This is a genomic window from Microbacterium sp. GXF0217 (assembly GCF_054798195.1).
In genome coordinates, this window is the sequence record NZ_JBSJZG010000003.1 from 19,108 (window position 1) to 31,556 (window position 12,449).

Consider the following 12,449-nt stretch of genomic DNA (forward strand, 5'->3'; position numbering starts at 1 on the left):
ATCAACGGTTTCCCACTTCTCGCAGTCACCGAAGGCGCATCGAAGCCCCTGCCCGGAAGGATCAAGGAAGATCAGATGAACAGGAAACGACAGTCGGCGTTGTGCCGAGCCACAGGGGCGGCCGTGACGGGATTGGCGCTCGTCGCAGGGTGCCTGATTTCCTCCTCGGCCGCCGTCGCAGCGGAGACGGAGTTCCGATTCGACTTCGGTGGTCCCTCATCCCCGGTGGCGGACGGGTGGACCGGGATCGCCGCAGGGAGTGCGTACTCGGCCGACCTCGGGTACGGGTTCGTTTCCGGAGGGACGACCTTCCGTGACCGCACCGGCGCCGGGGACGGCGACCTGATGCTCCGGGATTTCGTCAATGGCGCGTGGGAATTCGTCGTGGACCTCCCGGATGGGACGTACGAAGTCACGACGTGGAGTGGCGACCTCACCGCCGGAAACACGACGGACCTCACCGTGGAGGGTACAACCTACAACAGTCGGGGCTCCGCCGGTGTCGCCGATGAGCGGCTCACCGTGGTCGAGGTCACGGACGGGCGACTGAACGTGCGCGGTGCGCGGGACGGGCGCATCAATGGCATCGTGGTTCGCTCGCCGCTGTCGATCCCCTCCGCGCTCGCGGCCGAAGTGGTGGTCGCCGACGATCCGACCGTAGCTCTCACCTGGGATGCCGTCGCCGACGCGACCGGCTACGAGGTGTACCGCTCCAGCGAGACGACGGAACTCGAACTCATCGCCGAGGTCGATTCCGCGGAGTTCATCGATTCGGACGTCGCCCTCAGCGAGACATTCGGATACGCCGTCCGTGCCGTGCAGGGCGACCGCACCTCCGAGCTGAGCTCGAAGATCGAGGTCGCGGTCATCGACTCCGATGTCTCCGCACCGGGGGCGCCCTCGGGACTCACGGCGACCTCCACGGAGGAGCGCGCAATCGCGCTGGAGTGGAGCGACGCGGACGTGCAGCAATGGAAGGTGTATCGCACCACGCGTGCAGACATTCCGTTCTCCCTCGTCGCCACGACCACCGAACCGGCGTGGACGGACGAAGACGTCCTGACCACGCGCCCGTACCTGTATCAGGTCGTCGCCGGAAACGCCGGCGGCTACTCCGCGCCGTCCGAGACGCTCACGACCGATGTCACGACGACGCTCGTTCGCGACGTCGAGTACCTCGATCGCGCCCCGGTGGCTGTGGCGGTGGAACAGGGCGTCTACGTCGGGTGGAGACTCCTCGGGCTGGATTCGCGCGACCTCGCCTTCGACGTCTACCGCGATGGCCGCAAGATCAACACGACGCCCGTAACGGGCGCGACGAACTTCGTCGACACCGCCGGCACCCCGGAGTCGCAGTACGAGATCACGGCGATGATCGACGGTCGCGAGCAGCGTGTGACCGAGACGTTCGGCGTCTGGTCGGAGCAGCATCTCGATGTTCCCTTGCAGAAGCCGGCCGACGGCGTGACGCCTGCGGGCGAGGCGTACTCGTACTATGCAGGAGATTCGAGTGTCGGTGACCTCGATGGGGACGGCGATTACGAGATCGTCCTGCTCTGGAATCCGAGCAATTCCAAGGACAACTCGCAGGCGGGATACACCGGCAACGTCTACCTCGATGCCTACGAGCTCGACGGCACGCGGCTGTGGCGCATGGATCTCGGTGTCAACATCCGTGCCGGCGCGCACTACACGCAGTTCCAGGTGTTCGATCTGGACGGTGATGGCCGCGCCGAAGTCGCCTTCAAGACGGCCGACGGTACGACCGACGGTCAGGGGACGGTCATCGGAGACGCGCACGCAGATCACCGCAACTCGACCGGCTACGTACTCGAAGGACCCGAATTCCTGACAGTGTTCGACGGGCTGTCTGGGGCCGCGCTGGACACGGTCGACTTCGTGCCGGAACGTGGAGAGGTGGCGGCGTGGGGCGACACCTACGGCAACCGCGTCGACCGCTTCCTCGCAGGCGTCGGTTACTTTGACGGAGAGCACCCGAGCCTGATGTTCAGCCGCGGGTACTACACCCGCGCCGTACTCGGCGCATGGGACTTCCGCGACGGCGAGCTCACGCAGCGCTGGGTCTTCGACTCCGATGAGTGGGGCGACCAGTACGAAGAGCAGGGCAATCACAACCTCACCATCACGGATGTCGACCGCGACGGAGTCGACGAGGTCGTCTACGGCGCGATGACCATCGACGACGACGGCACCCCGCTGTACAACTCGAACCTTCGGCACGGTGACGTGCTGCACGTGGGTGATCACGTGATCGATCGCCCAGGACTCGAGATCTTCAGCACATTCGAGAACCAGTCCAAGAACGGCAATGTCATGGCCGCGATGCGTGACGCCGAGACCGGCGAGGTTCTGTGGAAGACCGAGGGGCCGTACGACACCGGCCGCGGCTCCATCGCTGACATCGATCCGAACCACCCCGGCGCGGAAGCGTGGCACCCGGACAAGGCCCAGATCCAGAGCGTCGACGGGTGGCTCAAGACGTCGGAGGGCGAATTGCTCTCCGACGTCATTCCGGATGCGACGTTCACGGCGTATTGGGACGGCGATCCGCTGCGCGAACTGGTCACCCACCCGTATGATCCCGTGCTCCGTGCCGGCGTCGGACAGATCTCCAAGTGGGATCCGGGGACCAGCACGCAGTCCGTGATCTATCAGGCGGATGGCACCCTGACCAACGGCACCCAGGCGCAGCCCCTGCTCCAGGCCGACCTGTTCGGCGACTGGCGCGAGGAGCTGGTGCTCCGGCATGCGGACGGCACCGCGCTGCGGATCATCACGACGGTCGATCCGACCGAGCTGAGAATCCCCACGCTGATGCACGACTCCCAGTATCGGCAGTCTGTGGCGTGGGAGAACACGGCATACAACCAGCCGCCGCGGCCGAGCTATTTCATCGGGCATGACATGCAGGAGCCGCCTGCCGCCCACATCCGCTACGTGAACGCACCGGAGCAGGACACTGAACGGCCGCAGGTCGACCTCTCGACGCCCTCGTCCAGTGGACCGTTCACTACCCTCGACCTCGCCGTCGCGGCGACCGACGATCGTGGACTTCAGCGCATCGTGGCCAACATCTATCAGGGAGACACACTCGTGAAGAGCACGCAGACCCGGGTCAGCGGCACCTCCGGTGCGCACGAGGCTTCCGTCCCTCTGCCGGACGGCGCGTACACGGTGAAGTACAACGCGCAGGATGCCGCGGGGAACATCTCGAAGACGAAGACGTTCAGTGTCACGATCGACGCCACCGCACCCCAGGTGACGCTCAAGGAAGGTCGCAAGTTCACGGTGGGCGATGGTGGAACTTACGAGCAGGTCAGTTTCAAGCTCTACGATGCCGGGAAGATCGACAGGGTCGAGATCAACGGGACAGTCAAGGACCTCACGGACAACACCTGGTCCGATGTGAATCACATCAAGCCCGGAAAGTTCGGCGCCGTGAGGGGCGAGAACACGCTGGTCGTGTACGACATCGCGGGCAACACGCAGACGACGACATTCGTTCTGAACTAGCCGAAAGCGAGCGGCCGTCTGCGCCTCCGTGGTCTGCGGAGGCGGAGACGGGCGTTCGGGCAGAGAATGGAGTCGAGGAGCAGCCATGAGTGAACGCGATGAATCAGCGCGAGAACGTCGGGTGCGGCTGCGCCGCGAACGCGACGGCAGCGGTCCGGCATCTGCGGAATCGCCTGACGGCGAATCCGTGGGGGCTCGGAACTGGTTCGCTCTGCTGGGCGAGGTGCTTCTCGTCGGTCTGCTCGTGACGGTGGTCGGACTGGCGATCATCTCCCTGCCGGCCGGTCTGGCTGCCGGCATTCGTCATCTGCGCCGTTTCGTACGTGCCGAGGATTCCCGGCTGACGCTGTTCTGGCGAGACGTCGTGCGCGCGCTGCCGGGCGGCGCGGTCGTCGGTCTGGTCGGCGCAATCCTCATCGCGCTGTTCCTGCTCGACATCGATCTGGCCAGATCCGGTGCTCTGCCCGGCGGCCCCGTCGTAGCGGTCGTCGGGTGGCTGGGTCTCGCTGCGACAGCGACCGCAGTGCTCGCCGTGACCGGAGAGTGGGAGCCGGACGGCGGGTGGAGGCAGGCGCTGCGTTCTCTCCCGATTGTGCTCCGCGAAGATCCCGTCGGAGCCCTGTATCTCCTTGCGACCGGTGTCTTCGTGGTCGCAGTGACCTGGGCGCTCGTTCCGCTGTTCATACCCGCCGTCGGATGTGCGGCGCTCGCGATCATGGCAGTGCCGCGCCGTCCGCGCCGCACTTCGGCCTGAGCATCAAGGTGGGGTCGATTCATCCATGCACGACATCGTTTCGACCATCGTCAACATGGCGGGCGGCATCTAGCGTGAACGGAGCGCTACAGGAGGTGTCTTCCGCGTGGCGGATTACCGACAGCGTCGATCCGCAAGAGCGGTGAAGGACTGATATGAACGTCGAGCACGGCCGCTATCTGCCCGTTGCGATTCCGCCGCACCTCCCGCGGAAGCTCACGATCACGCTGTGGGACTTCTCCTGGTACGTACGGACGGGACCCGGAGAGCCGTTCGAGGACCTTGATCGGGTTGTCGAGGAGGCAGTGGCGCGTGGGTACAACACTGTGCGCATCTGCGCCATGCCGTTCCTGCTGTTCGGGTCGGGATTGGATACCACGGCCCTGCACCTCGACCGCCTCGGTGGACCATACGCGCAGCAGGTGAGGTGGTATGACGTCGCCTCGCCTACGCGTCTCGATGGCCGAGCCCACCTCGTCCGACTGTTTGAGACGCTGAAACGCCACGACATGTACGCGATCCTCTCGTCGTGGGAGTATCAGCAGTCCTCGGCCTTCGCGACGACGAGCGACTGGTGGGATGCCCTGCGCGCCGTCGAGCCGGATGATCGAGCGGTGCGGCTGGCCGAGTCGCTCGCGGACCTCATCGATTTCCTGGCCGAGCGCGATCTGGATGACAGGATCGCCTTCACAGAACTGCACAACGAGGTCCAGTACGGTCATCTCGTCGAGGGGCTGGACGTGATTCCCGCAGACGAGATCGCGACGATTCGTGCACTCGAACCGCGTTTGGAACGCGGCTTGGCTGAATTCCATCGGCGGCAGCCGGATCGTCCGGTGACTGTCAACTACGCGCACGTGCCGGTAGCGGCCATGCGGGCTCTCCCGAAGCAGATCGATGTGCTCGTGACCCACCCATACGTCTACGGCGTACTGGACGAGGTCACGGCCGCGTTTGATCTCCGCGGGGACCTCGCCTCGTTCCCCGTGCAGTCGGTCCGCGCGGCAGGTCTGCTACGTTCGGACGCCCCCGATCCCGTCGAGTGGGTACTTCCCGAGGACGTTGCCTGGAAGATGAAGGCCACGATCGTCGGCAAGCCGGAGATCTTCTTCATGGACTGGGTCGATGCGACCGCATTCGATCGGTTCCTCTACGAGCGGTATCAGAGTCACCATCATGAGATGGTGCGGATTCTCCGGACCTGGCTCGATGTCGCCGCCGACCGTGCCGCTGAACGCGGCATCCCAACAGTGTTCGGAGAAGGCTGGATCGGGTACACGCCGCTGCGCGGCACATTCGAAGAGGGGCCGATCGGCGCGGCGTTCTGCCGACTGGCGATTGAGGAGTCCGCCCGCGTCGGCGCTTGGGGGACGGTCGTCTGCTCGAACGCAGCCCCGCAGCACGCCATGTGGTCGGATGTCCCGCTCCAAGTGGAGTGCACTGCACGTTTCACCGACGGCTGACGTCGCTGGACATCGGCCCTACGCTGGAGCGACGAGTACGAAGTCCGCCTGCCGTCGGAACTCCGACGGGCTGACGCCGTTGATGGCTCGGAACTGACGAGAGAAGTAGAGCGCGTCGTCGTACCCGACCGACATAGCGATCTCGGAGATCGTCATCTCGGTGGTGAGGAGAAGCTCCCGAGCTCTCGCGCTGCGCAGGCGCTTCAGGTAGTCCTTCACCGACGTGCCGGCGGAGCTGCGGAACAGCGCCGAGAAATGCGACGTGCTCAGTCCCGCCATCGCGGCGAGCTCTGGCACGGAGAACGCGGTGTCCAGGTTGTTGCGCAGGTAGTCCTGCACATGCCGGATGCGATCGTGCGTGACCGCGGTGCCGCGCATCGCGCTCGAAGTGATCTGTGCGAGCAGTCTCCACAGCGCGCCAGCGGCGGCGAACAGCATCGGCATCGTCTCGTCCTCCTCGAGCGCCGCGACAGCTTCCTCCAGCGATTGCACAGCGGAGTACACGTCGTGCAGTTCGACGATCGGACCGCGACCGTCCGCGAAAATGGCCGTGAGGAAATCGTCGACGTCTGATCCGGTCACGTGCGCCCACCAGATTGTCCACGGGTCGGCGCTGTCGGCGCGGTAGCGGTGCCGCGTCCCCGGCGGAAGGATCGCCACGGAACCGCGCTCGACGCGGAGTGGGCCGGCATCGCCGATCTCGACCCAACCCGAGCCGTCGGTGCAGAGGATGACGATTGTCTGGGCTGCGCCGCTGATGCGAGCGCGGCCGTGCTGCGCGGCGTGGGGGAAGTAGCCGGCGTCAGTGACGAGCATCCGTCGCACGATGGGTTGTGTCTGCGCCTCACGCACGACCGGGCGGGGGAGCACGCGCAGACGCTGTCCGAGGAAGCCCTCATGCATGTACATGGTGAGCGGTCTCCGTTCCGAAGCTTCATAGGTTCGTCTATCGACAATTTAGCGCCAGTCGACAGAATGCGGTGTTTCTGCATGCAGATGATGGTGTTTTCAGCGATCCATGATGCAGCCAACGTCGTTTCGTCCATGTGAAGGCGAGGAATCGTTCTGCTTCATCACGGGCGTGAGCACATAAAGTCACCTCTGTATCCACCGCATCACGCCTGCATACCTACACTCAGCGGAAGGGGACATCGATGTCCAACCACCCTCGCACCCGACTCGCAATCGGTGCTTTCACAGTCACAGGGGCCGTCCTGCTCACCGGTTGCACCGCCGGTGGCGGAGCAACCGGTGGCGATGGCGACACCACCGTCACCGTCATGTACGCGAGCAACGAATTCACGGCCGACCACATCGCCGAGTTCGAAGCCGACAACCCCGATATCACGATCGAGTTCATCGAGTACGACGAGAACCGGCTCAACGCGATGGTCGCCGCCGGCGATCCGCCTGACTTCGTGCGCGCCGGTCCCACGGCGAACCTCTTCGCCCGCGGCCTGGCCACGCCTCTCGATGACTACATCGCCGCGAGCGACGTCATCACTGAGGATGACCTGCTCGACGTCAACAAGCTCTGGCAGTGGGACGGCGAGCACCGCGGCCAGGGCGAGCAGATGGGCCTCGTCAAGGACTTCAGCCCTGACGTCACTTTCTGGCAGAACGAGGCGATCTTCGAGCAGGCGGGTGTCGAGCCCCTCAGTACGACGGAGCCGACGAACTGGGACGATCTCCTCGAGAAGGGCCGGCAGCTCAAGGCCGCGGGCGTCGAGTACCCGTTGGGCATCGAGTGGCAGTGGGGTGTGGCCAGCACCTTCCTGACGATGATCGCCCAGCAGGGCCACGAGATCTATAACAGCGATGGCACGGAGATCACGGTCAATACTCCGGAAGGAGAACGGGCGCTGCAGTGGCTCGTCGACTTCGCCAAGGAGGAGCTCGGCCCGAGCGCTCTCAACCCGCTCGCCGAGGCGCAGGACGCTCCCGTCTTCCTCGCAGGACGCATGGCTGCGACGAAGGATGGGTTCTGGTTCGGCGGGAACCTCAACACCGAGGAGGGGGCGACGGTAGCGGAGACGGCGTCGCTGGTGCCCGCACCGACGTTCGACGAGCGGATCAGCCCTGTGCTCGGTGGCATCGGCGGCTATATTCCGGACGGGTCGGACGCCAAGGATGAGGCCTGGCGCGTCATGGAGTACTTCTTCGCAGGAACTCCCGCGGTCGAGCGCGCTTCGAGCGGGTGGGGCCTGCCGGCTCTCGAGTCGCTGTGGGAGAACATCCCCACCGAGCAGCCGTTCCAGGAGCAGGCCTTCGAGCTCGCGCAAGAAGAGGTCCAGTACCTGGGGCCGATCTCGGAGTCCAAGTACCTCAACCCCAAGTCGTTCGAGGCCGCATTCGAGGCGGAGCTGCTCTCGGTCATCAAGGCGGAGCAGTCCGTCCAAGAAGCGCTCGCCGCGATCGAGGCGGAGGGCAACAAGCTGATCGCCCAGGGCAAGGACCAGCTCGGATGACGAGCACCTTGAGCGCACCAGTCGCGGCCGCGGGGGTTCCCACCCGCGGCCGCGGATGGCGTCGGTACCGGGCGCGCACCTTCTACCTCTTCGCGTCCCCGTGGATCCTCGGTTTCATCTTCCTGACTCTGGCACCCGTGCTGTATGCGCTGGGCGTCAGCTTCACGAACTTCGACGGATACTCGCCGATCTGGCGCTTCATCGGTTTCCGCAACTATGTGGAGATCTTCCGGGACGCCGAGGTCTGGGAGTCGCTGGTCCGCACGATCGCGTACGCGGCGATCGTCGTCCCGTTGAGTGTGGCCGGCGGTCTGTTCCTCGCCATTCTGGTCAACCGCCGCATCCGTGCGCGCGGACTCGTCCGTGCGATCTTCTTCGTGCCTTCTGTGGTCCCCATCGTCGCCGTCGCGATCATGTGGCGCCTCATCTTCAACCGCGAGTCCGGTCTCCTCAACGGAATCATCGAGTTGTTCGGCGGCACCGGCCAGGTCTGGCTCGCGGACCCGCTGTCGTTCTACGCCCTGATCGTGATGACGTTGTGGGGGCTGGGCGGGGGGATGATCATCATCCTCGCCGCGCTGCAGGACGTTCCCGCTGAGCTCGAGGAGGCGGCGCGGCTGGACGGCGCCGGGCCACTGCGGATCATCTGGCACATCACGGTCCCGCTGATATCTCCGGTGCTGTACTTCCAGGTCGTCACCGGGATCATCGGTGCGCTCCAGATCATGGTGCAGCCGCTGCTCCTGGTGGAATCCAACAAGATCGCTCAAGCGAGCCTCGTCCCCGAGAGCTCCACGCTCTACATGGTTCAGGTGTACCAAGAATTCTTCACCAACAGCCGGTTCGGTTACGGGTCCGCGATGCTGTGGATCTTCTTCATCGCCATCCTCGCGTTGACCCTGGTGATCCAGCGCGTCAGCAGCCGCGTCGTCTTCTATCAGGTCGACAACGGCGAATCCAACGAACGGTGAGCACCATGCTTCAGAACACTCTCTCCACGGACGTGCCCGACTCCACCGCGGCGCTCATCGCGCCGGGTACGGGAAGCCCGCGCGCACAGCGTCGGCGAGTGGCACGCGCCACCGCGCAGGGACAGAAGGCCTCGGCCTGGATCTACATTCTCGTCGTCATCGCCGTCGCCATCTTCGGCATCCCCTTCGTGTGGATCGTGCTGACCTCCCTCGCCGACCAGCTCCAGCTCTCCGAAGGGGCGCTCGGTCTGCTCGATCTGAGTTCGCCGGAGTGGTCGAACTACTGGGAGGCGCTGACCAGGATCGACTTCGCCGCCTACACGATGAATACGTTGTTCCTCAGCGTGATCAGCTCCGTCCTCACGACGCTCAGCAGCGCGACGGTCGGGTTCGCGTTCGCGCGACTGCGAGCGAAGGGCAAGAACGTGCTGTTCACCGTCGTGATCGGCTCGATGATGATTCCGGCCGTCGCAACGCTGATCCCCACCTACATCCTGTTCGCCAGGATCGGGCTGGTGAACACCTACTGGCCATGGGTCCTGTGGGGCCTGTCGGGTGCGCCGTATCTCATCTTCCTGTTCCGACAGTTCTTCAGCTCCATCCCGATGGAGCTGGAGGAGGCCGCCGTCATCGACGGGGCAGGCTGGTTGCGCACCTACGTGTTCATCTTCCTGCCGCTCGCCCGTCCGGCGCTGCTGACGTCACTGATCCTCACTTTCACCTGGTCGTGGGGAGACTATCTCGCCCCGGCGCTCCTGCTCAATCTCAAGAACACGACACTCGCGGTCGCAATGGCGGCGGGTTATGTCGATCCGCGAGGCGAGGCGATCGTCACCTTGCAGGCCGCAGGCTCCATCCTGTATCTGCTGCCGGTCGTCGTCGTCTTCCTCTTCACGCAGAAGTACTTCATGAGCTCCGGCCTCGGCTCCGCTGTCAAGGGCTGACTGTCCGTTCCCCTGTTCGATCCGCCACGAGGAGAAGCATGTCCCTCACCACCACGCCGACCAGCATCCGTCTTCGGGATGCGCGACCGCCGCTCATCGTCCCGGCGATGAGCAACACGGAGGATCCGCACGAGCGGATGCGCCTGACCAGTCGCTGGATCGAGGTGGGCGGGACGCCGACGATCCCGGTGACCGGGGAGCTGCATTTCAGCCGCATCCCCCGTCGACGGTGGGAGGAGCAATTGCGCCTGATGGTGGCGTCGGGGCTGACGTCCGTGTCGACCTACGTCTTCTGGATCCATCACGAGCGCGAGCAGGGACAGGTCCGATTCGACGGCGACCTCGACGTCGCCGGCTTCCTCGAGACGGCGGAGCGCGTCGGCGTCGACGTGATCCTCCGAATCGGACCCTGGTGCCACGGTGAGGTCCGCAACGGCGGGCATCCGGATTGGGTGGTATCCGCCGTCGGCGACCGAGCGCGCACCGATGACCCCGAGTACCTGGATCTGGTTCGGCGCTGGTACGGCGCGATCGCCGACCAGGTGAAGCCGTTCTGCGGTCCGGACAGGCCGATCGTCGGCATCCAGCTCGAAAACGAGCTGTACGACCAGCCGGGCCACATCGCCACGTTGAAGACGATCGCCCGCGAGGCGGGGCTCAGCGCACCGCTGTGGACGGCGACCGGCTGGGGCGGTGCGATCCTGCCCCTGCACGACGTCTTCCCCCTGTACAGCGGCTACGCCGACGGGTTCTGGGCCGGGCAGGGGTCGACGTGGGACGACAGTTTCCGCGACCACTTCCGCTTCACCCATGTCTGGGACGACCCTGGCGTGGGCGGAGACTTCCGCGAGGAAGGGGCCGAGATCGTCGTACGCCCTGTCGATCCCGAGTTCCCGCCATCCACCTGCGAGCTCGGCGGCGGGATGGCCACGGCCTACCACCGACGCCCGATCGCCCGAGGACGAGATATCGCCGCCGTCGCGAATGTGAAGATCGGGAATGGTTCGGCGTGGCAGGGCTTCTACATGTATGCCGGGGGCGTGAACCCGGCCGATCATCTGCAGGAGAGCCTGGCTACGGGGTATCCGAATGATCTGCCGCGGTTCGACTACGACTTTCAGGCGGCGTTCGGTGCGACGGGGCGCCCCGGGCCGAGCCTCGGGCCGCTGCGCGATCACAACGCGTTTCTGGCGGCGTTCGGTCCGCGTCTCGCAGACAGCTTCAGCTCGCTTCCCGAGGACGCGCCCGTCGATGTGCACGACCGGGATGCCCTCCGGTGGGCGGTTCGCGGCGACGACAGGAGCGGATTCCTCTTCCTCAATACGCATCAGCCCTACGAGCCGCTGTCCGCGGTGCCCGACGTGCAGTTCCGGATCCCGTTCGCCGACGGCGACCTGATCGTCCCCGATCGTCCCATCGACATCCCTACCGGCGTCATCGGCCGCTGGCCGCTGCGGCAGGATGTCGCCGGCGTGCGGATCGAGTGGGCGACGGCGTCGGTCTCGGGGGTCGTGCGCGGCGCCGCGTCGACTCTGGTACTGCGTGCCCATGAGGGCATCCCGGCCCAGGTGCGTTTCGAGGACGGCGCTCACGTCACGCATGCAGGGGAGCGGGTGGATGCTGCGGCTCCCGTCGATCTCGTGCCGGGTGATGTGCTCGACGTCGATGCAGCCTTGCAGATTCTCGTTGTCGACGAGGAGCAGGCGGACCGGCTGTGGTACCTCGGTTCCGAGCTCTTCGAGTCTGCTGATGCCCTCTGGCGCGAGCCGGAAGGGGTGGTCGCGCGCGCCGGGTTGGATCCTGCCGTCCGCGTCTGGCGCGGCGGACGGTTCGTCCCGGTTCCGTTGCGCACCGACGGACGGCCCGCATCGACGCGGGTCGCAACGCAGGAGCTGCGCCCGGTCGGTGAACCGCCGGCGCGCTATGGCGAGTCGATGGGGCGTTCCGCTGCCCCCGATACCGTGCAGTTCGAAGAGGTCGCGGGTATTTGGCGGCTCGACCTGCCGCAGGCGGCGCCGCCCGCGAACGGAGATCTCGTCGAGATCGTGGTCGACTGGGAGGGCGACGTCGCTCAGTTGCGCGCCGACGGGGTCGTCATCCGGGACCGGTTCTGGGATGGCCTCCCCTGGCGCATCGACGTCACCGAGCTGGATCCCGGTACGGACCTGACCCTCCACGTGACTCCGATCGCGGCTCACAGCGTGGTCGATCTCGATGCCGAAGTCAGAGCCCGAGTCGACGCTGCCGGTCGCCTCGGCGCGGTGATCCGCGTCGAGCGGGTGGTCTCCGCCCGCTGGATCTCTGCGGCCTGAGAC

General features: G+C 65.6%; 8 protein-coding genes. 7 read left to right on the forward strand and 1 reads right to left on the reverse strand.

Annotated elements, in window-relative coordinates; genetic code table 11:
• Positions 1-123: 123 nt before the first annotated feature.
• From ACWAT3_RS06345 to ACWAT3_RS06355, 3 genes are all read left to right on the forward strand, one after another.
• A complete protein-coding gene (locus ACWAT3_RS06345; RefSeq protein WP_460796815.1) occupies positions 124-3,534 on the forward strand; it encodes a rhamnogalacturonan lyase family protein in 3,411 nt (1,136 codons plus the stop codon).
• 85 nt (positions 3,535-3,619) lie between these two features.
• Positions 3,620-4,288, forward strand: coding sequence for a hypothetical protein (locus ACWAT3_RS06350; RefSeq protein WP_460796817.1), 669 nt, complete (start codon positions 3,620-3,622; stop codon positions 4,286-4,288).
• 155 nt (positions 4,289-4,443) lie between these two features.
• On the forward strand, positions 4,444-5,751 hold the full coding sequence (locus tag ACWAT3_RS06355) for a cellulase-like family protein (RefSeq protein WP_460796818.1): 1,308 nt from the start codon (positions 4,444-4,446) through the stop codon (positions 5,749-5,751).
• A gap of 18 nt (positions 5,752-5,769) precedes the next feature.
• Here the strand turns inward: ACWAT3_RS06355 and ACWAT3_RS06360 are convergent, their stop codons facing one another.
• Positions 5,770-6,660: a helix-turn-helix domain-containing protein gene (locus ACWAT3_RS06360; RefSeq protein WP_460796820.1), complete on the reverse strand. Its 891-nt coding sequence runs from the start codon at positions 6,658-6,660 to the stop codon at positions 5,770-5,772.
• A 245-nt stretch (positions 6,661-6,905) separates the two neighbouring features.
• Here ACWAT3_RS06360 and ACWAT3_RS06365 point away from each other — a divergent pair, with 245 nt between their 5' ends.
• The 4 genes from ACWAT3_RS06365 to ACWAT3_RS06380 are packed head-to-tail and all read left to right on the forward strand — an operon-like array spanning position 6,906 to position 12,446.
• Positions 6,906-8,219 carry an extracellular solute-binding protein gene (locus tag ACWAT3_RS06365; protein ID WP_460796822.1) on the forward strand — a complete coding sequence of 438 codons (1,314 nt, stop codon included), beginning with the start codon at positions 6,906-6,908 and terminating at the stop codon, positions 8,217-8,219.
• A complete protein-coding gene (locus ACWAT3_RS06370) occupies positions 8,216-9,190 on the forward strand; it encodes a carbohydrate ABC transporter permease (RefSeq protein ID WP_460796824.1) in 975 nt (324 codons plus the stop codon). The genes ACWAT3_RS06365 and ACWAT3_RS06370 overlap by 4 nt, the downstream gene beginning before the upstream one ends.
• 5 nt (positions 9,191-9,195) lie before the next feature.
• Positions 9,196-10,134 carry a carbohydrate ABC transporter permease gene (locus ACWAT3_RS06375; protein WP_460796825.1) on the forward strand — a complete coding sequence of 313 codons (939 nt, stop codon included), beginning with the start codon at positions 9,196-9,198 and terminating at the stop codon, positions 10,132-10,134.
• A gap of 38 nt (positions 10,135-10,172) precedes the next feature.
• Positions 10,173-12,446 (forward strand): beta-galactosidase, encoded by a 2,274-nt coding sequence (locus ACWAT3_RS06380; RefSeq protein WP_460796827.1) that lies wholly within the window; start codon positions 10,173-10,175, stop codon positions 12,444-12,446.
• The last annotated feature ends 3 nt before the right edge of the window (positions 12,447-12,449 follow it).

Bases quoted from the DNA above. Each gene is read 5' to 3' on its own strand.
- ACWAT3_RS06355 (WP_460796818.1), top strand. From the start codon at position 4,444: ATGAACGTCGAGCACGGCCGCTATCTGCCCGTTGCGATTCCGCCGCAC.
- ACWAT3_RS06360 (WP_460796820.1), bottom strand. From the start codon at position 6,660: ATGTACATGCATGAGGGCTTCCTCGGACAGCGTCTGCGCGTGCTCCCC.
- ACWAT3_RS06375 (WP_460796825.1), top strand. From the start codon at position 9,196: ATGCTTCAGAACACTCTCTCCACGGACGTGCCCGACTCCACCGCGGCG.
- ACWAT3_RS06370 (WP_460796824.1), top strand. From the start codon at position 8,216: ATGACGAGCACCTTGAGCGCACCAGTCGCGGCCGCGGGGGTTCCCACC.
- ACWAT3_RS06365 (WP_460796822.1), top strand. From the start codon at position 6,906: ATGTCCAACCACCCTCGCACCCGACTCGCAATCGGTGCTTTCACAGTC.
- ACWAT3_RS06350 (WP_460796817.1), top strand. From the start codon at position 3,620: ATGAGTGAACGCGATGAATCAGCGCGAGAACGTCGGGTGCGGCTGCGC.
- ACWAT3_RS06380 (WP_460796827.1), top strand. From the start codon at position 10,173: ATGTCCCTCACCACCACGCCGACCAGCATCCGTCTTCGGGATGCGCGA.